This window comes from Pseudomonas sp. HPB0071, assembly GCF_000478505.2.
Taxonomy (GTDB): Bacteria; Pseudomonadota; Gammaproteobacteria; order Pseudomonadales; family Pseudomonadaceae; genus Chryseomonas; species Chryseomonas luteola.
Window position 1 is genome coordinate 2,620,271 of the sequence record NZ_KI517367.1, and the last position, 19,929, is coordinate 2,640,199.

The window sequence follows — 19,929 nt, forward strand, 5'->3', positions numbered from 1 at the left end:
CCAGGGCTTCTAGCATGCTGAATACGCTGCGTAAGGTCGTTCAAGAAGTAAACGGCGCCAAGGATCTCAAAACAGCGTTATCGATCATCGTTCAGCGCGTTCGGGCGGCCATGGGCACTCAGGTGTGCTCGGTCTATCTGCTGGACCCTGAAACCAATCGATTTGTTCTCATGTCGACCGAGGGCCTGAACAAGCGCTCCATCGGGCGAGTCAGCATGGCGCCCAATGAAGGCCTGGTCGGCCTGGTCGGCACGCGCGAAGAGCCGCTCAACCTTGAAGATGCCTCCAGTCATCCGCGCTTCCGCTATTTCGCCGAAACGGGCGAGGAGCGCTATGCCTCTTTCCTGGGGGCGCCAATCATTCACCATCGTCGTGTGATGGGTGTTCTGGTTGTTCAGCAAAAGGAGCGGCGCCAGTTCGACGAAGGTGAAGAAGCCTTCCTTGTGACCATGAGCGCCCAATTGGCCGGCGTTATCGCACATGCTGAAGCCACGGGTACCATTCGTGGACTCGGACGGCAGGGCAAGGGTATCCAGGAGGCTCGTTTCGTAGGTATTCCCGGTGCTCCCGGTGTTGGTGTGGGTACGGCTGTAGTCGTGCTGCCTCCAGCTGATCTGGAAGTCGTTCCTGACAAGACCGTTACGGACATCGAGGCAGAGCTGGCCCTGTTCCAGCATGCGCTGGAGTCTGTACGTGAAGATATGCGCCAGCTGTCAGAGCGTCTGTCGACCCAGCTTCGCAAGGAAGAGCGCGCCCTGTTCGACGTCTATCTTATGATGCTCGACGACGCGGCATTGGGTAACGAGGTTACTCAGATCATCAAGAGAGGCCAGTGGGCACAGGGTGCACTGCGTCAGGTTGTGACCGAGCATGTTCGTCGTTTCGAGATGATGGACGATGCCTATCTGAGCGAGCGTGCCGCTGATGTAAAGGACCTTGGCCGTCGATTGCTGGCTTATCTGCAGCAGGCACGGCAACAATGTCTGGTCTATCCCGACCAGACCATCCTGGTCAGTGAGGAGCTGTCACCCGCCATGCTGGGCGAGGTGCCTGAAGGCAAGCTGGCCGGCATGATTTCCGTGCTCGGCTCTGGCAACTCCCACGTTGCCATCCTGGCACGCGCGATGGGTATTCCCACCGTCATGGGCGCGGTAGACCTGCCTTATTCAAAAGTCGATGGTATTTCGTTGATTGTCGACGGCTATCACGGCGAAGTCTTTACCAACCCTTCACCTCAGCTGCTCAAGCAGTACAGCGCTGTGGTCGAGGAGGAGCGTCAGCTGACCCAGGGGCTGGAAGCCCTGCGCAGCCTGCCGTGCGAAACCCTGGATGGCCATCGTATGCCGCTCTGGGTGAACACGGGGCTGCTGGCCGATGTTGCCCGGGCGCAGCAGCGTGGCGCGGAAGGGGTGGGGCTGTATCGGACTGAGGTCCCGTTCATGATCAACGACCGCTTCCCCAGTGAGAAGGAGCAGCTGTCCATCTACCGGGAGCAACTGGCGGCGTTCCATCCCCAGCCGGTCACCATGCGCATGCTGGATATCGGCGGAGATAAATCCCTGTCCTATTTCCCCATCAAGGAAGACAACCCCTTCCTGGGATGGCGCGGGATTCGTGTCACGCTGGACCATCCGGAAATCTTCCTGGTACAGGCGCGAGCCATGCTCAAGGCCAGTGAAGGTCTGGATAACCTGCGAATCATGCTACCCATGATCTCGGGGGTACACGAGTTGGACGAGGCCCAGCATCTCCTGCATCGCGCCTGGTGCGAGGTGCGTGATGAAGGGGTCAATATCTCCATGCCGCCTGTCGGTGTGATGGTAGAGGTGCCTTCGGCGGTCTATCAGGCCCGGGATCTGGCCCGTGAGGTGGACTTCATCTCGGTGGGCTCCAACGATCTTACCCAGTATCTGCTGGCGGTAGATCGTAATAACCCTCGCGTGGCTGACCTGTATGACTACTTCCATCCAGCCGTGCTGCAAGCACTCAAGAGCGTGGTGGAGGATGCTCATGCGGAAAACGTTCCGGTGAGTATCTGTGGCGAGATGGCAGGCGATCCGGCCGCAGCGGTATTGCTCATGGCCATGGGATACGACTCCCTTTCCATGAATGCAACCAACCTCCCTAAGGTGAAGTGGTTGCTGCGTCAGATGAGCCTGTCCAAGGCGAAGGAGCTCCTGGATCAGTTGCTCAAGATTGACAATCCGCAAGTGGTGCACAGTGCGCTGCATCTGGCCTTGCGTAACCTGGGGTTAGGGCGCGTCATCAACCCGGCTTCCACCGTCCAGAGCTGACAGCACGCCGGACTACAGCGTCCGGCGGCTTTCTCCAAGCGACTTGCCGTAGGCTCCAAAGCGACGTTCCGTAATGACGGTCTGTCCGTCTACCTGTTGCCGCAGCACAGTGCTGGCCCGTGTGCCGTAGTGTTCGCTGGAGATGAAAACGCTGGACAAGAGCATTTCCAGTTCATGGCTGATGCCGGTATGCGGAAGCGTTACGGGATCAGGTCGCCAGGTGTCGGCCAACAGTGCAAATAAAGCCTCGTCCGAAGGGGTTTCCAGGGCCTGTTCGAGACTTGCTCTGGCTCTGAGCAACTTGGGCCATGGCGTGTTCAAATCGGCATTGGATACGCCGTAAACGCCCGGCGGCAGTCGATGCGGTTTTCGGCTGCGAGCATTCAAATGCCATAACGACTGGCGATCGCCTAGAAGCAGGTTGAACCCTGTGTATTCATCGCTACGTTGAGCCACTTCATGTACATACTCTTCGGCCGAGATATCACGTTCCAGAAAGCGTACAGGCAGTTCGCCCCGTGAGCGGTCGGATACCGGCTGACTAGGATCCCTAATATTGGTCACGGTGGCAAAGCGACCATCCCTTCCTACCGCGAGCCAGGTCCCACCTGCGGTCAGGTCTCTTCCTCCAATAATGTCTGGTTGATCGTCCCATGTATCCAAAGGAGCGCTGGGGCGTGCATAGAACTCGTCACGGTTGGCGGCCAGGATAAGTGACTCGTTATCTTCAGGGCGCCACGCAAAGACAATCAGACACATCAGTTGGGCTCCGTAAGGCCTTGATCATTGAGGGTTCGCTCGTTTGCGTTGGCCGATTGGGCTACCATTGCCGTTTTGTTCGGCAGGATTCGATATGGAATTCGTGCTCTATCTGATTCTTGGCGCATGTGCAGGCGTTCTGGCGGGTCTGTTCGGCGTCGGGGGCGGATTGATCATCGTACCGGTTCTGGTGTTCAGCTTCACTGCCCATGGAATGGATACCGATGTGCTGACGCATCTGGCCGTCGGTACTTCACTGGCAACAATCGTCTTTACGTCAATCAATTCCATTCTGGCGCATCATCGTCAGGGAGCGGTCCAGTGGCCACTCATGGTGTGGATGACGGTTGGCATCATCCTGGGCAGCTTTGTCGGCGGGGTTACGGCATCTTATATTCAGGGGCCAATTCTGCAGAAAATAATCGGTACCTTTGCCATCCTCGTGTCGCTACAGATGGTGCTTGACCTTCGTCCCAAAAGCAGCAGACCGGTACCGGGCAAGCCGGTTCTGACGTTCGCCGGTGTGGTCATTGGCTGGGCGTCTGCCATCTTCGGCATCGGAGGCGGCTCGCTGACTGTGCCTTTCCTGACCTGGCGAGGCGTCAGTATGCAAAGGGCGGTGGCAACCTCATCTGCGTGTGGGTTGCCGATCGCACTCTCCGGAGCCCTTTCGTTCATGGTGGTGGGCTGGAGTGAGCCTGGCTTGCCTGAGTGGAGTCTGGGATATGTCTACCTGCCGGCCCTGGTAGGTATTGCGCTGACCAGCATGTTCTTTGCCCGTTTTGGTGCGCGTTTGGCGCACACGCTTTCTCCACGGCTGCTCAAGCGGCTATTTGCGTTGTTGTTGTTCAGTGTAGGGCTCAGCTTTCTGGTCTGAGAACCCTTTTATCAAGGAGTCGTAATGCTGCCTTATCCACAGATCGACCCGGTAGCGGTCGCGATCGGTCCACTCAAGATTCACTGGTACGGTCTGATGTACCTCATTGGTATTGGCGGGGCTTGGCTGCTGGCCTCACGTCGCTTGAACCGATTCGATCCCACCTGGAACAAAGACAAACTTTCGGATCTGGTCTTCTGGGTGGCGTGCGGCGTCATCATCGGGGGACGGTTGGGGTATGTCCTTTTCTATAACCTGGATGAGTACCTTGCCAATCCCACGCTGATCTTTGAGGTCTGGAAGGGCGGCATGGCCTTTCATGGCGGCCTGCTGGGCGTAATTCTGGCGGTGTGGTGGTTTGGTCGCCGCAACAACAAGAGCTTTTTCGAGCTGATGGATTTCATCGCCCCGCTGGTTCCAATCGGCCTGGGCGCCGGGCGGATTGGTAACTTCATCAATGCCGAACTGTGGGGCAAGCCGAGCGATGTGCCGTGGGCAATGATTTTTCCGCCCTTCAGCGATCCGGCCCAGTTGCCGCGCCATCCTTCCCAGCTCTATCAGTTTGCGCTGGAAGGCGTCGCCTTGTTCGTTATTCTCTGGTTCTTCTCACGCAAGCCACGTCCAACAATGGCGGTATCAGGGCTTTTCGTCCTGTGTTATGGCATTTTCCGTTTCCTGGTGGAATTCGTCCGTATGCCGGATGCGCAGCTGGGTTATCTGGCCTGGGGCTGGCTCACAATGGGGCAGGTCTTGTGCGTACCGATGATTCTGGGTGGGGCCTTCCTGATGGTTCTGGCCTATCGGCATCAGGGAAAGACCAGAACTCTGACGGAATGACCTGATCTTCAGGTGAAAGGTCACTGACAAGTCGAGAGGTGGTGCTTATAGTTAATGGTTAATCGCCTCTCACTTAAAGGACAGAAGTATGAGCCCGTTCCGCGCATTGGCCACCACGTTGGCCTTCTCCATGGCTTTATGGAGTGCTGCCGCACCGGCACTAGCCGATTCGGGTTATGAGACGGAAACCGTTAACAATGCCAGTGGCGATCCGAACTACCAAGCGAATGCACCAAAAGCCTTTTCGATGATCGGTGATCTGCTGATTGCCCGGCCGCTTTTGATTGCTGCCACTGCTATTGGCGCGGGTGCCTTTGTGGTCAGTCTGCCGTTTACCGCTGCAGGCGGTAATGTAGGCGAGGCAGGCAGGGCCTTGGTCGTCGAGCCGGGTAAGGCTGCTTTTGTTCGTTGCCTGGGCTGCACCCGCACAGGATATGGCCAGTCGGACTGAATCCATAAAAAAAGCCGGTCAATTGACCGGCTTTTTTTATTGGGCCTGTAAATACACTGATAGTGTCGCGCTGCCAACAGCCAGGATCAGGCCTGACCGCTAATTTTCAGATACTTTTCGTGCAGTTTTTCCTTGCTCTCGACGTTTTCCGGGTCGAGTGGGATGCAATCCACCGGGCAAACCTGCTGACACTGCGGCTCGTCGTAATGGCCTACACACTCGGTACAGAGGTTCGGGTCGATCACATAAATCTCTTCGCCCTGAGAGATGGCACCATTAGGGCACTCAGGCTCACATACATCGCAATTGATGCAGTCTTCAGTAATCTTGAGGGACATGAATTGCTCCCGCCGCTCACGGATGACGGCGATACAGAAAAGGTAAACGCGAATTGTGCCTTATCGGCGCGCGTGGTGCACGTCTGCGCCGATATATGTGCCCTAACGGCAAAATTTCAAGGGGCTGGCTTGAAACGTTCGGCCAGCGCTTCCTTGACAAGCGGGTGCACGAACTTGGTGACGTCGCCACCCAGTGCTGCAATTTCACGTACCAGCGTCGAAGAGATGTAGGAGTAATTTTCCGACGGAGTAAGAAACATGCTTTCTGCGTCAGGCGCCAGCACACGGTTCATGTTGGCCAACTGAAACTCGAATTCGAAATCCGAAACAGCACGCAATCCTCGCAGGAGGATCGTGGCTTTCTGCTCCTTGACGAGATTGGCCAGCAGGCAAGAAAAGCCAATGACCTCGACATTAGGCAGGTGTGCCGTAACCGCTCGAGCCAACTCTACCCGCCTTTCCAGCGGAAACAGCGGATTCTTCTTCGGACTGGCCGCTACGGCGACGACGACATGCTCAAACAAACGTGAGGCGCGTTCGACGAGATCACCATGACCCCTGGTGATCGGGTCGAAGGTTCCCGGGTACAGCACTCGATTCATCGCGGCGTCCTTACGGTCCGTGGGGGCTTGGATGGTAGCTCAGCCAGATCAGATGTCCAAGTCGAAAGGTGGATAAGCGGCCTGGTATTCATCAAAGGTGAGCTTTAAGCGTTGAGGAGTGTAGAAAAAATTGTCGAAAAACGCAGCCTTCTCGGGTTGCCTGTTTTCATCTGACGCGGATAGCGTTCGCTGATCGGCTATAGCCGCCACGTCTATGTCAGTCTCTCCTGCTGCCACAAGAGCCACTGCGGTATGCGGCGCTCCAGGTAGTAATCAGGGTTTCGCCATGTACCTGCGACAAAGCCTACATGCCCTCCATGAGCATGGCGCTCGAAGCATATCGTATTGGATAGCTCTCCTGGTGTTGGCAGGCTTTCACGTCCAATGAAAGGATCATCTTCCGCTTGAATCATAAGGGTCGGTATTCGGACGTCTTTCAGGTAATAACGGCTTGATGCCTGCTGGTAGTAATCGTGAGCATCCTTGAATCCGTGGAGCGGGGCGGTGATGCGTCCGTCAAAATCCCAAAAGCTCTTCATGTCCTCCAGGCTACCCAAGGCATCCAGCGAGGCTACATGGTCGTGTTGCTGGCGCTGCTGCAAAGCCTCTCGCTTGCGCTTTACATAGCTCACCAGCTCTCGCATGAAGTGCGCCTGATACACACGGGAAAACCCAATGGCGATACGGTCTGCGCAAAGGTCGAGCCGGAAAGGAACCGACACGGAGGCAGCCGCCTGGAGTGGGCAATTCAAGCCTGCTTCGCCCAGGTACTTGAGCAGCACGTTACCGCCAAGCGAGTAGCCAACAGCATAGAGCGGTGCCAAAGGGCGCTTGGCCTGAAGGTGGGCGATAACAGCGGCAAGGTCTTCGGTGACGCCTGAGTGGTAGCCCCGCGGTAACAGGTTCGGCTCGCCTGAGCACCCTCGCCAGTTCAATCCAACGCTGGCCCAGCCATGCTCGGCAAGTGCCAGTTGCAAACCCAGAATATAGTGTGACGAAGAGCTGCCTGTCAGTCCGTGGATAGCCAGTACCAGCGGCGCATAAGGATCTTCCGGTCCGTACCAGTCAAGGTCGAGAAAGTCACCGTCGTCCAGCCAGATACGCTCGCGTGGGCGCGTTATCAGGGGAAGACGACGCCAGAGTGATCCCCATAAAGTCTGCAGGTGAGGACCTGGCAGCCACCAAGCGGGCCGGAAAGCATCTGCCTGAGCTGATAGGTCCTCCACGATAGGGTGCATGGGCATCCCGTTACGCGGTTCGATGCCAGAGCGCGTAATGTACGCTTCCCGCCTTCTTTTCCCTGTGCAGGTGCCAGTTGGCGGGCATGGGAAGCGATGAGGGCTGACTTTCGCTTTCAGTGTAAATCCATGCATCCCTGGCCAGCCAGCCTTGCTCCTCGAGCAGTTGGCAGGCGGGCTCCAGCAGACCTTTCTGGAAGGGAGGGTCAAGGAACACTACGTCAAAAGGCGTGGCCTCATTGTGCTGAAGGTAGTGCAGGGCATCGTTCTGTACGACCTGAGCATTGGTGCATCCGAGTGACGCCAGATGACCGCGCAGCGAGCCTACCGCTGCAGGGTTCAAGTCCAGCCCTAGCGCCTGACTGGCACCCCGGGACAGCGCTTCAAGCAATAGCGCACCACTGCCCAGGAACGGATCCAGTACCCGTGCACCGGGCACATGGGGCATCAGCCAGTTGAACAGCGTCTCCCGGACCCGATCAGGCGTAGGTCTGAGCCCTGGTGCTTCTGGAAAGCTGAAGCGTCGGCTGCGCCAGTCGCCTCCAATGATACGCAGCTGGCTGCTGCCTTTACTCTGCGCCATGCTCAATGCTCCGGTACGCTGGGAGGCGGTGTATTGCCGCGCTCAACCGGCGCTGGCAAAGGTTGCTGGGCAACGGTTGGGCCTGCCGTCACGATGACAAAGCCATCAGGATTCAAATGCCGGGCCATGGCTTCGCGCACCTGATCCGTAGTCACGGCTTGCGTCTGCTTCATGAAGGTGTCCAGAAAGTCGAGTGGCAGGTCGTAGAAACCAATCATGCCGAGCTGGGCGACGATCGCACTGTTACTGGCGGTCGAGAGCGGGAAGCTGCCTGATATTTCACGCTTGGCATCATCCAGCTCCTTCTGTGTCGGCCCTTCCTTGAGGTATTGGCGGACGATGTTTTGCACAAGCCCCAATGTGTTCTGGCTCATCTCGGCTCGGGTTTGCAGGCCGATCGTGAAGGGGCCCGCGACCTGCATCGGCGTAAAGCCGGAATAAACACCATAGGTCAATCCGCGCTTTTCGCGGACTTCTGTCATCAGACGAGTGCCGAACCCGCCCCCACCCAGGATCTGGTTGCCCAGATATAGCGCGGCGTAATCAGGGTCCCGGCGGTCGATACCCTGCTCGGCCAGCATGAGGTGCGTCTGCTGTGAGGGAAACTCGATATGCGTAACGCCCGGTTTAGGTGGTTGCGGCTTGGCTACCGACGGCAGGGCAGGGCCCTTGGGTAGAGCGCGGGATACCTTGGCGGCAATGGCTTCGGCCTGGGGGCGGGTCAGATTACCTGTCAACGCGATGACCACATTGCCTGCTGTATACGCACGCTGATGAAAGGTGCGTAGCTGAGCAGGTGTGATCGACCTCAGCGATTCAGCCGTACCCATGCTGGGGTGCGCATAGGGGTGACTGCCGTAGAGCTGTTTCATCAGCGCATCACCTGCCTGAGCGCCGGGGTCCTGTTTCTTGTATTCGATGCTGGTCAACAATTGATTTCGAATACGCTCCAGCGGGGCGGCAGGAAACGTAGGATGACCTACCACCTTGGTGAAGAGATCGAGCGCCGGGTCACTTTTAGTCGGGTCGGACAGGGTACGCAGCCCGGCAACGGCCATGTCGCGATAGGCACCGTTTGAGAAATTGGCACCCAGATTTTCGAAGCCAATGGCTATTGCGGTAGTGTCCATTCCTGCAATGCCTTCGTTGAGCATGCCATTGGTCATCGTGGCGATGCCTGGTGTGTTGCCGTCCTGGCTGCTACCGGCTGCAAATGTCAGGCGGAGGTCATACATGGGCAGCTCATTGGCTTCTACAAACATGACGCGCGCGCCTTCTGGAGTTCTCCAGCTTTGGATATCGAGCTTGCGGGTAACCGGAGCTGTCTTGCTCAGCGCCTGCAGTGATTCCAGTTTAGGATGGGCCGCTGCACTGTCCGCCACGGGGGAAGTGTTCTGGCAGCCGCCAAGCAGCGTCAGGCTGAGCAAGGTGCCCCATGCATAAGAAAAGCGGACGTTCATGGGCGAGCCTCCTGCTGTGTCTGGGTCTCGGGAATCACGTGGGCGACTGTCAGGCGATCGCGAGTGAAGTAAGTGCGTGCAACACGCTGTAGATCAGCCGGAGTGACAGATTGCAAATCTGCAAGCTCGTTATCCATCTCGTGCCAGGACACGCCGATGCTTTCCAATTGACCAATATTGCTGGCCTGGGCTGTAATTGAGTCGCGCTCATAGACAAGGCTGGCGATCACCTGCGCTCTGACGCGCTCAAGTTCGGCGGTGCTCGGTGGCGTTTGCTTGAGCGCATCCAGTTGCGCCCAAAGGCCGGCTTCGACATCTGCCAGGGTCTTGCCCTTTTGCAGGTTGGGCATGGCGCTGAGCATGAACAGACTGTCGCCGCGAGTGTAGGACTCGTATGAGGCCGAGGCGCCGGTAACCAGCTCCTGCTCACGCTCCAGTTGAGTGGAGAGACGGGCGCTGTAGCCACCATCGAGCAGCGCTGAGATCAGGCGCAAGGCATGCACATCCCGTTGATTCTCTGCACTGGCAAAACCGGGCACGTTGAATCCCATCATGAGGCTGGGGATTTGCGTACGAACGGGAAGGATCAGACGGCGTTCACCTGGTGCCTGGAGTTCAAGCGGGCGCTTGGCAGGTGGCAGGTCCCGCTTGGGAATCTGGCCAAAGTACTGTTGAGCCATCTGTCTTACGTCTTCCCCGGTCACATCGCCCACTACAACCAGAGTCGCATTGTTGGGCGCGTACCAGGATTGATACCAGTGCCGCAGATCGTCGATGTTCATGCGTTTAAGATCAGCAGGCCAGCCAATGGTTGGCGTGCGGTAGCCACTGGCAGGATAGGCCGCCGCGCTGAAACGCTCGTAGGCCAGTGCCATTGGCTGATCGTCAGTGCGCAGGCGACGCTCCTCCTTGATGACTTCTATCTCGCGGCTGAATTCATCGGCAGGTAGGCGTAAGGTGGCCATGCGATCGGCTTCGAGCTCAAGCGCCACAGGCAAACGATCCTTGGCCATCACCTGGTAATAGGCTGTGTAATCGTCCGTGGTGAAGGCATTCTCGGTTGCTCCGAGATCACGCAGAACCAGGGAGGCCTCTCCAGGACCCATCTTGCTGCTGCCCTTGAACATCATGTGTTCCAAGGCATGGGAAAGGCCGGTCGATCCGGGCGTCTCGTAGCTTGAGCCGATCTTGTACCAGAGTTGTGAAACCACGACAGGAGCACGATGATCTTCTCGAACAACCACTTTCAAACCATTGTCGAGTGTGTATTCGTGCGTGGGTTGGGTCTCGGCGGCCAGGACGGTAAGCGGCGCGCAGAGCAGGCTGAACAGCAGACCAGTAGTACGTCGAGAGAAGACTGTCATCAATCTATGAACTCATTCCAGGGCTTGCCGGTCTTTAGCGCCAGCAAGCGATGAGGTGCTAGGATACGCATCCCTTTTCATGCCGGCCACGCCTGGCAGCACATCTTTATGGATTTGCCACAGCGTGCCCGCCCCTTGAGATAGACCTTTGCATGTTTGGTTCCGACGATAAAAAGTCCCCTCCCGCAGGGGAAAAGAAAGGGTTCTTCAGTTGGTTTCGCAAGAAGCCGCAGGAGACAACCGAGGCTAAGCCAGAAACGGCTGTCGAGCCGGTAGTACACCCGGAGCCGGTCCCCGAGCCGGCTGACGCTATTCCTTCAACCCAGCTACCTCCTGCTGAGGAGACCGAGACGCCCGCACCGGTAGCCGAGCAGGATGAAAGCGTAGAAGCCTTTCAGCCGGAGCCGATTCAGGCGCAGCCGGTCGAGCCGCCACGCCAGCCTGAAACGGTGCAGCCTTCTTTGCAAGCGCCTGCAGTTGAGCCAGAGCCTGAGCCTGCTATGCCGGCGCCTGTTGAGCCTGTATTCATTGAGCCCGAGCGGCTGGACGAATCGAGGACGGCCGAGCTCCAACCAGTTGCTGAGCCTGAGCCTGAGCCTGAGCCTGAGCCAGTAGCCGAGCCTGTCGTGTCGGTTGTAGAGCCAGAGCCAGAGTTAGAAGCAGAACCGGAGTCCGAACCGGAGCTGGCACCACAGCCCGCGGCACCGACAAAACTGGGCTTTTTCGCTCGCCTCAAGCAAGGGCTGAGCAAGACCAGCGCCAGCATTGGCGAAGGGATGGCCAGCCTGTTCCTGGGCAAGAAAGCCATCGACGATGATTTGCTCGATGAGCTGGAGACCCGGCTATTGATGGCTGATGTGGGGGTCGAGGCGACTACCACCATCATGAAGAACCTTACCCAGCGGGTTGCACGTAAACAGCTTGCGGACAGTGAGGCGCTTTATCAGGCATTGCAGGAAGAGTTAACTGGCTTGTTGACACCTGTCGAGCTGCCGTTGGCCATCGATAAGTCCACACAGCCATTCGTTATCCTGGTCGTTGGCGTGAACGGTGTGGGTAAAACCACCACCATTGGCAAACTGGCCAAAAAACTCCAGCTTGAGGGCAAGAAGGTCATGCTGGCTGCTGGCGATACATTCCGTGCCGCAGCGGTCGAGCAGTTGCAGGTCTGGGGGGAGCGTAACCGCATTCCCGTCATCGCACAGCACACCGGCGCTGACTCTGCCTCGGTTATCTATGATGCCGTGCAGGCTGCGAAGGCGCGTGGCATCGATGTTCTGATTGCCGATACGGCCGGTCGTCTGCACACCAAGGACAACCTGATGGAAGAGCTGCGCAAGGTGCGCCGCGTCATTGGCAAGCTGGACGAATCCGCCCCGCATGAGACTTTATTGGTGCTGGATGCAGGTACCGGCCAGAACGCCATGAATCAGGCCAAGCAATTCCATGCTGCCGTTCCGCTCTCCGGCCTTGCGCTGACCAAGCTCGACGGTACTGCCAAGGGTGGCGTCATTTTCGCGCTGGCCAAGCAGATGAGCCTGCCTATCCGTTACATCGGTGTAGGTGAAGGCATTGACGATCTGCGTGAGTTCGAAGCCAAGCCCTTCGTTCGAGCGTTGTTCGCTGAGCGGGAGACGACATGATTCATTTCGATCGGGTCAGTAAACGTTACCCGAACGGGCATATCGGTTTGCATGAGTTATCGTTCCGTGCGGAGCGCGGGGAGATCCTGTTCATTACCGGTCACTCCGGTGCCGGCAAGAGCACCCTGATGCGCCTGATCCTGGCGATGGAGCGACCCACCAGTGGCAAGCTTTCGCTGGCTGGACAGGATATTTCGCGGATCAGCAATGCGCAGATTCCATTCCTGCGTCGTCAGATCGGTGTGGTGTTTCAGAACCACCAGCTCCTGTTCGACCGTACCGTGTTCGACAATGTAGCCTTGCCTCTACAGATCCTGGGGTTGTCCAAGGCCGAGATTGCCAAACGTGTGACCATGGCGCTGGAGCGGGTCAGTCTGAAGGACAAGCTCGAAGACTATCCGTCGGACCTGTCTACCGGTCAGCAACAGCGCGTCGGGATCGCGCGGGCTGTCGTACACCGACCAGCCTTGCTGCTGGCGGATGAGCCAACCGGTAACCTCGATCCGCGGCTTGCCTCCGAAATCATGGGTGTGTTCGAGGACATCAACAGCCTTGGCACCACTGTACTGATTGCCAGCCACGACCATGCCCTGATCGCACGCCTGCGTCATCGTATGCTGACGCTGCAGCGTGGCCGTCTGATCGGGGATGAGGAGAGTCCTACATGAGTGCCAAGGAACTTCCACGCGGCGACGTACAGGGTGAAAAACCGGAAAAGCCCAAACGTCGCAAGACAGCCAAGCCGAAGCAGGATTGGCGCAGCCCGTTACATGCCTATTTCGAAGCGCATCTTATTGGCTTGCGTGACAGTCTGTGGCGGATGGGCCGACAGCCGATCGGAAGCTTTCTGACCTGCCTGGTTATGGGAATTGCCCTTGCGCTGCCGATGGGTGTATCGCTGCTGCTGAACAATGTGGAGCGGCTCGGCGGCTCATGGCAGCGCGCGGCCCAAATTTCTGTCTTTCTTGACCTTAATCTGGACGAAGCTCAAGGCAAGCAATTACAGGAACAGATTGCAGCGCTACCTGATGTCAGTGAGGTGCACTGGATCGGACGTGACGAGGCTCTGCAAGAGCTTCAACAGCAGGCTGGTCTGGGCGAAGCCTTGAAGGAACTGCCAGAAAATCCGTTGCCTTCGGTGATCTCCGTGACGCCGCAGGAGATTGATAAAGGTCGGCTGGACATGCTGCGCAGTCGTCTGGCTGAGCTATCTGGCGTACAGCAGGTACAGCTCGATATGCAATGGGTCGAGCGACTGACCGCCATTCTGAAGCTGGGTGAGCGGTTCGTGTTTGGGCTTACAATCGTTCTGATCGTAGCCCTGCTACTCGTCATCGGGAATACAATTCGTCTGGCCATCGAAAACCGCAGGACCGAAATCGAGGTCATAAAGTTGGTAGGCGGTACTGACGGTTATGTGCGGCGACCTTTCCTGTACATGGGCGCCATGTATGGGATAGGCGCCGGTATTGCAGCCTGGGCACTACTGGCTTTTGGCTTGAACTGGCTTAACGAGGCTGTCATCGAGCTGGCCGGTCTTTACGGCAGCGATTTTGCGCTGGCCAGCGTGTCCATGGATGAAGGCATCCAGTTACTTATTGGTGCAATACTGCTGGGTTACATTGGCGCCTGGCTGGCGGTGGCTCGCCATCTGAGAGAGTTGGCGCCCCGATAAGGGCGCCGATTCATGAATCAAACAACTGTCTCAAATTATGATGTAAAGCTATCGATTTGATTGATAGTGACTATTTAAGTGATTGATTTTAAAGGCTATAGGTTCTTTTTTGGGGAACTGTTAGTCTTGTTTTCTGTCTGATTCTTCAGTGATACACTGCCCTGTGCATAAGTGAATCGGAGGATTCGCATGACCAATTCTCTGCAACCTGTTCCAACATTGGTTCCTGGCGCTAGCCTGGAGGCCTATGTCAACTCTGTGAACAGCATTCCCATGCTGACGCCGGAGCGGGAGCGCGAACTGGCCGAACGCCTCTTCTATAACCAGGATTTAGAGGCGGCACGGCAAATGGTGCTCGCGCACCTGCGTTTTGTCGTACATATTGCCAAAAGTTATTCGGGCTATGGTTTGGCCCAGTCAGATCTGATCCAGGAAGGTAACGTCGGCCTGATGAAGGCTGTAAAGCGTTTCAACCCTGAAATGGGTGTCCGTCTCGTATCGTTTGCCGTCCACTGGATCAAGGCTGAGATACACGAGTTCATCCTGCGTAACTGGCGCATCGTGAAAGTGGCTACTACCAAGGCCCAGCGCAAGTTGTTCTTCAACCTGCGTAGCCAAAAGAAGCGTCTTGCCTGGCTGAACAATGACGAGGTTCAGGCGGTTGCCAGCACGCTGGGCGTCGAGCCGCGTGAAGTACGCGAAATGGAAAGTCGTCTGACGGGCCAGGATATGGCTTTTGATCCGGCTTCCGATGCAGACGACGATACGGCGTTCCAATCGCCCGCGCAGTATCTTGAAGACAATCGCTACGATCCGGCTCGTCAGCTGGAGGAGTCCGACTGGAGCGATAACTCTTCGGCCAATCTGCATGAGGCGTTGGAAGGCCTGGATGAGCGTAGCCGTGACATTCTCTACCAGCGCTGGCTGGCTGAAGACAAGGCTACACTGCACGAGTTGGCTGCCAAGTACAACGTATCGGCTGAGCGTATTCGTCAGCTCGAGAAAAATGCAATGAACAAGCTCAAGGGCAAGATCGCTGCCTAAGGGTTGATTCAAAAGCGAACCCCGCCTCAAGCGGGGTTTTTTATTGCCCGGAAATAACGAACCCCTTGTATAAGGTTAGGTTCTAAATGCTGCTGAGGGAGATGGGGACTGCTATGAAATCATTTTTACTGATGCTTTTTACATCGGTTCTTCTCGCCGGTTGTGGCAGTCATGACGATTTTGAAGGCAAGTGGAAAAGTCTCAATGCAGGTCAGGTCAAGTTGCAAATCGCGCCGGAGGAAGTCGCATGGCGTGTGACGGTCACGGGCGATGCGCTTTCCCCACAAACCTATGGTGCCACCCTGGTCGATGAGGGGCTGCGTGTCGATATGCCGCCTACTTCTGAAGTCTGGACCATAGATGACAACGGGCATTTGAAAGGGCTCGGTCAGGAGTTCATCAGAGAGTGAGGATGGTGTCAGCCCTCCGGTCCAGGTTAGGAGTCAGGATGAAGTTTCGCGTGTTCGTAGTGATGCTGAGCTGCTTGTGGCTGATCAGCTGCAGCAAGATCAATCAGGAAAATTACAATCGGCTCAAGGCTGGCCAAACCAAGGCCGAGGTCGAAGAGCTATTGGGCAAGCCTACAGAGTGTTCCGGTGCGTTGGGGTTATCAAGCTGCACATGGGGTGATCAGTCTTCCGCGTTCATCAGCGTGCAGTATGTCAACGACAAGGTTGTCATGTATGCAGGACAGGGGTTGCGATGAAAACATCTACCAAGCTTTTACTACTGGCTGGCGCGGCAGGATTGTTGGTCGCCTGTGCCAGTTCGACCAAGACACCACCGCCTGAAACCGTCGGTTCGCTTGATCTGAAGCGCTATCAGGGGACATGGTATGAGCAGGCGCGCCTGCCCATGTTTTTCCAGCGCAGCTGCGTTCAGTCCGAGGCGCATTACCATCTGCGTGACGATGGGAATGTTGCGGTGCTCAATCGCTGTCTGACGAACTCTGGCGATTGGGATCAGGCGACCGGTGTTGCCTCGCCAATGAAGCCTGGTGTAACGGACCGACTGGAAGTGCGCTTCGATACTTGGTTCAGCGGCGTATTTCCCAATATAGCCAAGGGCCCTTATTGGGTCTTTTATATTGACCCTGAATACCATAATGCCGTGGTAGGGAGCCCTGATCGCAAGTATCTCTGGTTCCTATCTCGCTCAGCCGAGATCACCCAGCAGCAGCGCGATACCTTTCTTGGCATCGCTAAAGCCAAAGGATTTGATACATCCAGGCTGGTCTGGCGAGGCCAGCCATCCAACTAAAGGGGGCAAGCATGGCCGATTCGGAGTTTCGCCTGTGGACCGATGCGTTCGCTGATAATGGTTTGATGTCAAAGCGCCAGGAATTTGATGTTGAGGCCTTTGGCGTATCGGGTGAAAATATTTCACCAGCGCTCATGTGGGAGAATCCTCCGCCGGGAATCAAGAGTTTCGCCTTGACGGTGTACGATCCCGACGCTCCAACCGGCAGCGGGTTCTGGCACTGGGTTGTGGTGAACATACCTGCCGATGTCACAAACTTGCCGGAAGGCGCAGGCTACGCGGATGGAAGCCTGCTGCCAAAAGGCGCTCTACAGCTGCGCAATGACTATGGAACCGTTGGATTTGGTGGGGCCGCGCCGCCAAAAGGCGATAAAGCGCACCGGTATATCTTTCAAATCCACGCGCTGGCAGTCGAAAGCCTGCCTGTGCCGGCAGAGGCTACCAATGCAGTAGCACGGTTCATGACGCATCTGAACCAGATCGCCTCCGCAACTTATACCGGTCTGTATGAGTTGAAATAAAGCGTATCGGCCATTGCACAAAGCGATGGCCGATCGTTATGTACGTCTTATGACGCGGCGAGTAGGGGCTCAGCCTCTTTGCTGGTCAGGCATCTGACGCCCTTGGTCTTCATTTCTTCAATAAAGCATTCCGCCAGATGTTCGAAGCCGGGTACTGCATGCGAGCAGTCGGTGAGCAGCACGAGGCGGTGAAGATTGGTCTCGCCCAAGTGATCCGCGATATCTCTTATGGTTCCTGCGACGCAGTGAGAGAGGGCTTCGCCGGCGATCAGTACAGTCTGAGCCTGTTCCAGTTGATTCAACAGATGGATATTGGATCGTGTACCTGGATCGTCAGGATCTGGCACTTCAGCGGCAATAGCGGAGTAATGCTCTGTGTTGGGATTGCTGCCCTTCGGAATGTAATGGACCGTCTTCAAGCGCGTCCTGCCCCATTCATTGAGTGCTTTGAGCAGGGGCGTATAGACATTATGCCCCCAGCTTCCGATCAGGCAATGCTCCGGCCATATGGTCAACTGATATCGCCCACGCTCGGCCAGAGCTTTCACATATTCAAGGCTATAGCTCTGCTTTTCCGACACGCAGGCTGTCCAGCGGCCCCGCTCGATATCATCCACAGAAATAACCGTGAACGGAGGAGGGGAGTGCCCTTCGGCATCCTGCCACCAGGACGGATGCGCTATGTGCAAGGGTTGGTGAGAATCCAGCGTGACATGAATGGCGTCCAGCCTGTGTCCCCACATGTGGATTAAGCTGGCAACCTTTCGGAGATCGGCACTTGCCTCTGGGACGGGAAGCGCAGCATCCGCAATATCACAAAAGTCATTTTGTGGATCGATAATCAGCAGGTGTACAGAGTCGGCTGAAGACATGGAAACGTTCCGATCAGAGAATGAGTGTGTCTCGTACGTGAGTGTACACGTGGGGTATAACAATCATTTACTGCCAATCCGCTCGCGCCAGCTTCCAGTCGTCGCCTTCTTTCCACCACTCCAGCCTTACACTGTAGTGGCGGGCCGCATCAGGCAGAAGGCCTTCAGCCCCTGTCATGCCTACCTCGGCATCCGTATAGCCTTTGTTCTGGTAAGTGGCATCGATCTGACTGTGTTTGCGGAAGGTAACGATATGGATATTGCGATATTTTAGAAACATACCTGCCATGGTTTGGCGGGCCCACGCACGATCGTTCTGTTGCTGGGCCAGAAACTGTGGGTGCAGTTGCTCATATACCGCTCCGGTTTTCTTGGCTTCCAGGCTGGCTTGCAATTGATCAGCTGCCTTGTCGAGTGCTTGCTGAGGATCGCTTTTGCAGCCCACGATAAATAACGGAAGTGAAGAAATGAGCAGACAGGTGGTCAAACGCATCACGAGAATTCCTTTTCCTGGTTAGGTTAGCGCTATGATGGCTATAGCACGGACAAACACGACGATGCTTTATCGCCACTGACAAGCCCGAAGGGGAGTAACATGCACAGCCTCTATCCGGAAATCAAGCCATACGCCCGCCACACACTTGCTGTAGATGATCCTCATGTCCTTTATCTGGACGAAAGCGGTTCACCGGATGGCCTACCTGTGCTGTTCATTCATGGAGGACCCGGTGCAGGCTGCGACGCGTTGAGCCGGCGGTTCTTTGATCCAGGTCTTTACCGGATTGTCACATTCGATCAGCGTGGGTGCGGGCGCTCAACCCCTTATGCCAGTCTGGAGCGCAATACAACCTGGGACCTGGTTGCTGACATGGAACGTATCCGTGAGCATCTGGGAATTGAAAAATGGGTACTTTTTGGCGGCTCTTGGGGATCGACTCTGGCGCTGGCCTATGCGCAGACGCACCCGGATCGTGTACATGCCCTGATCCTTCGAGGCATCTTTCTATGTCGGCCTGAGGACTTCCACTGGTTCTATCAGGATGGGGCGAGCCGTCTGTTCCCCGACTACTGGCAAGACTATCTCGCACCGATTCCTGAACAGGAGCGAGGCAACCTGATGCAGGCCTATTACAAGCGGCTCAGTTGCCCTGATGAAATTGCCCAGATGGGCGCTGCCAGAGCCTGGTCCTGTTGGGAGGGGCGTACGGCGACGCTTCGACCAAATCCTGATGTGGTCGAGCGATTTTCAGAGCACGCATTGTCCATTGCGCGCATAGAGTGCCACTACTTTGTCAACAATGCGTTTCTTGAGCCCAACCAATTGATCAGGGATATGCCCAAGATCGCCCATATTCCCGGTGTCATCGTTCATGGACGATATGACGTGGTCTGTCCGCTGGATAATGCCTGGGCCTTGCACAAGGCCTGGTCTAATAGTGAGTTGCAAATCGTGCGCGACGCAGGTCATGCCGGTGGCGAACCGGGCATCTGTGATGCCTTGGTACGTGCAACCGATGCCATGGCACGACAGTTGCTCGATGTTCCCCCGGAGGCTGAATGAAAGTCCTTATACAGCGCGTCACGCAGGCGCGTGTAGAGGTAGACGGTGAGATAGTCGGTGAGATCAACCAGGGGCTTCTGGCCTTGGTGGGCATAGAACCGACGGACAATGAAGTAACTTGCGAAAAAATGCTGCACAAAGTTCTTAATTACCGGGTTTTTTCGGACGCGGAAGGGCGAATGAATCGCTCGCTTACGGATGCAGGAGGTGGGTTGCTACTGGTTTCGCAGTTTACGCTGGTGGCGGATACGCAAAGTGGTTTGCGTCCAAGCTTCTCGACCGCAGCGCCGCCTGCACAGGGCGCGGCGGTGTTCTCGCATCTGGTAGGACTTGCGCGTTACCGCCACGCCCATGTGGCAACAGGTCGTTTTGGGGCCGATATGCAAGTTTCACTGACCAATGATGGTCCGGTAACATTTTTATTATCTATTTGAGCAACAGACTCTTACAGGTTTTCTGGAAGTGTCTATGATTGCGCAGTTTGGAACGACCGACACGCTTTGTGCGGAATCATTCGCGATCTTGTCAGTCCGACGACTGCTTATCCGTG

The 19,929-nt window shown here is 56.4% G+C and carries 23 protein-coding genes; 14 read left to right on the forward strand and 9 right to left on the reverse strand.

Translation table 11 applies throughout. The features are described 5' to 3' along the window. Positions 1-14: 14 nt before the first annotated feature. Positions 15-2,294 (forward strand): phosphoenolpyruvate--protein phosphotransferase, encoded by a 2,280-nt coding sequence (ptsP, locus tag HMPREF1487_RS12345; protein WP_010796985.1) that lies wholly within the window; start codon positions 15-17, stop codon positions 2,292-2,294. A 12-nt stretch (positions 2,295-2,306) separates the two neighbouring features. On the opposite strand, the gene HMPREF1487_RS12350 is transcribed toward ptsP, so the two are convergent. Continuing rightward, complete coding sequence (locus tag HMPREF1487_RS12350) at positions 2,307-3,053, reverse strand: NRDE family protein (RefSeq protein WP_010796986.1); 747 nt, start codon at positions 3,051-3,053, stop codon at positions 2,307-2,309. Positions 3,054-3,147: 94 nt separating this feature from the next. Here HMPREF1487_RS12350 and HMPREF1487_RS12355 point away from each other — a divergent pair, with 94 nt between their 5' ends. The 3 genes from HMPREF1487_RS12355 (at position 3,148) to HMPREF1487_RS12365 (ending at position 5,218) form a co-directional block, all read left to right on the forward strand. Further along, positions 3,148-3,930 carry a sulfite exporter TauE/SafE family protein gene (locus HMPREF1487_RS12355; protein ID WP_010796987.1) on the forward strand — a complete coding sequence of 261 codons (783 nt, stop codon included), beginning with the start codon at positions 3,148-3,150 and terminating at the stop codon, positions 3,928-3,930. 24 nt (positions 3,931-3,954) lie between these two features. Next, positions 3,955-4,767 carry a prolipoprotein diacylglyceryl transferase gene (gene lgt / locus HMPREF1487_RS12360; RefSeq protein ID WP_010796988.1) on the forward strand — a complete coding sequence of 271 codons (813 nt, stop codon included), beginning with the start codon at positions 3,955-3,957 and terminating at the stop codon, positions 4,765-4,767. Between the two features lie 88 nt (positions 4,768-4,855). Beyond that, positions 4,856-5,218: a hypothetical protein gene (locus tag HMPREF1487_RS12365; protein WP_010796989.1), complete on the forward strand. Its 363-nt coding sequence runs from the start codon at positions 4,856-4,858 to the stop codon at positions 5,216-5,218. Positions 5,219-5,304: 86 nt separating this feature from the next. On the opposite strand, the gene HMPREF1487_RS12370 is transcribed toward HMPREF1487_RS12365, so the two are convergent. The 6 genes from HMPREF1487_RS12370 to HMPREF1487_RS12395 form a co-directional block, all read right to left on the reverse strand. Then, a complete protein-coding gene (locus tag HMPREF1487_RS12370) occupies positions 5,305-5,556 on the reverse strand; it encodes a YfhL family 4Fe-4S dicluster ferredoxin (RefSeq protein ID WP_010796990.1) in 252 nt (83 codons plus the stop codon). Between the two features lie 116 nt (positions 5,557-5,672). Next, positions 5,673-6,158: a pantetheine-phosphate adenylyltransferase gene (coaD, locus tag HMPREF1487_RS12375; RefSeq protein ID WP_010796991.1), complete on the reverse strand. Its 486-nt coding sequence runs from the start codon at positions 6,156-6,158 to the stop codon at positions 5,673-5,675. A 212-nt stretch (positions 6,159-6,370) separates the two neighbouring features. Continuing rightward, entirely contained in the window at positions 6,371-7,396 is a 1,026-nt protein-coding gene (locus tag HMPREF1487_RS12380) for a hydrolase (protein ID WP_010796992.1), read from the reverse strand. 10 nt (positions 7,397-7,406) lie between these two features. Further along, positions 7,407-7,979, reverse strand: a complete 573-nt coding sequence (gene rsmD / locus HMPREF1487_RS12385; RefSeq protein WP_010796993.1) for a 16S rRNA (guanine(966)-N(2))-methyltransferase RsmD — start codon at positions 7,977-7,979, stop codon at positions 7,407-7,409. Between the two features lie 2 nt (positions 7,980-7,981). Next, positions 7,982-9,439 carry a M16 family metallopeptidase gene (locus tag HMPREF1487_RS12390; protein ID WP_010796994.1) on the reverse strand — a complete coding sequence of 486 codons (1,458 nt, stop codon included), beginning with the start codon at positions 9,437-9,439 and terminating at the stop codon, positions 7,982-7,984. Next, positions 9,436-10,803, reverse strand: coding sequence for a M16 family metallopeptidase (locus tag HMPREF1487_RS12395; protein WP_010796995.1), 1,368 nt, complete (start codon positions 10,801-10,803; stop codon positions 9,436-9,438). Before HMPREF1487_RS12395 ends, HMPREF1487_RS12390 begins: the two co-directional genes overlap by 4 nt. A gap of 152 nt (positions 10,804-10,955) precedes the next feature. Between HMPREF1487_RS12395 and ftsY the strand changes: the two genes are divergently transcribed. The 8 genes from ftsY (at position 10,956) to HMPREF1487_RS12435 (ending at position 16,946) form a co-directional block, all read left to right on the forward strand. Next, positions 10,956-12,446 (forward strand): signal recognition particle-docking protein FtsY, encoded by a 1,491-nt coding sequence (ftsY, locus tag HMPREF1487_RS12400; RefSeq protein WP_010796996.1) that lies wholly within the window; start codon positions 10,956-10,958, stop codon positions 12,444-12,446. Continuing rightward, on the forward strand, positions 12,443-13,114 hold the full coding sequence (ftsE, locus tag HMPREF1487_RS12405) for a cell division ATP-binding protein FtsE (RefSeq protein WP_010796997.1): 672 nt from the start codon (positions 12,443-12,445) through the stop codon (positions 13,112-13,114). The genes ftsY and ftsE overlap by 4 nt, the downstream gene beginning before the upstream one ends. Then, entirely contained in the window at positions 13,111-14,121 is a 1,011-nt protein-coding gene (gene ftsX, locus HMPREF1487_RS12410; RefSeq protein WP_010796998.1) for a permease-like cell division protein FtsX, read from the forward strand. The genes ftsE and ftsX overlap by 4 nt, the downstream gene beginning before the upstream one ends. Positions 14,122-14,310: 189 nt before the next feature. After that, positions 14,311-15,165: an RNA polymerase sigma factor RpoH gene (rpoH, locus tag HMPREF1487_RS12415; protein WP_010796999.1), complete on the forward strand. Its 855-nt coding sequence runs from the start codon at positions 14,311-14,313 to the stop codon at positions 15,163-15,165. A gap of 113 nt (positions 15,166-15,278) precedes the next feature. After that, positions 15,279-15,575: a hypothetical protein gene (locus tag HMPREF1487_RS12420; RefSeq protein ID WP_019363964.1), complete on the forward strand. Its 297-nt coding sequence runs from the start codon at positions 15,279-15,281 to the stop codon at positions 15,573-15,575. Between the two features lie 38 nt (positions 15,576-15,613). Continuing rightward, entirely contained in the window at positions 15,614-15,871 is a 258-nt protein-coding gene (locus HMPREF1487_RS12425) for a hypothetical protein (RefSeq protein WP_010797001.1), read from the forward strand. After that, entirely contained in the window at positions 15,868-16,425 is a 558-nt protein-coding gene (locus tag HMPREF1487_RS12430) for a lipocalin family protein (RefSeq protein WP_010797002.1), read from the forward strand. Before HMPREF1487_RS12425 ends, HMPREF1487_RS12430 begins: the two co-directional genes overlap by 4 nt. An 11-nt stretch (positions 16,426-16,436) precedes the next feature. Continuing rightward, complete coding sequence (locus HMPREF1487_RS12435; RefSeq protein ID WP_010797003.1) at positions 16,437-16,946, forward strand: YbhB/YbcL family Raf kinase inhibitor-like protein; 510 nt, start codon at positions 16,437-16,439, stop codon at positions 16,944-16,946. A 47-nt stretch (positions 16,947-16,993) separates the two neighbouring features. Here HMPREF1487_RS12435 and HMPREF1487_RS12440 read toward each other — a convergent pair whose 3' ends face one another. After that, positions 16,994-17,818 (reverse strand): cysteine hydrolase family protein, encoded by an 825-nt coding sequence (locus HMPREF1487_RS12440; RefSeq protein ID WP_010797004.1) that lies wholly within the window; start codon positions 17,816-17,818, stop codon positions 16,994-16,996. A gap of 67 nt (positions 17,819-17,885) precedes the next feature. Then, complete coding sequence (locus HMPREF1487_RS12445; protein WP_010797005.1) at positions 17,886-18,311, reverse strand: type 1 periplasmic-binding domain-containing protein; 426 nt, start codon at positions 18,309-18,311, stop codon at positions 17,886-17,888. Positions 18,312-18,413: 102 nt separating this feature from the next. Between HMPREF1487_RS12445 and pip the strand changes: the two genes are divergently transcribed. Next, positions 18,414-19,379, forward strand: a complete 966-nt coding sequence (gene pip, locus HMPREF1487_RS12450; RefSeq protein ID WP_010797006.1) for a prolyl aminopeptidase — start codon at positions 18,414-18,416, stop codon at positions 19,377-19,379. Continuing rightward, on the forward strand, positions 19,376-19,813 hold the full coding sequence (dtd, locus tag HMPREF1487_RS12455; protein ID WP_010797007.1) for a D-aminoacyl-tRNA deacylase: 438 nt from the start codon (positions 19,376-19,378) through the stop codon (positions 19,811-19,813). The genes pip and dtd overlap by 4 nt, the downstream gene beginning before the upstream one ends. Positions 19,814-19,929 lie beyond the last annotated feature (116 nt).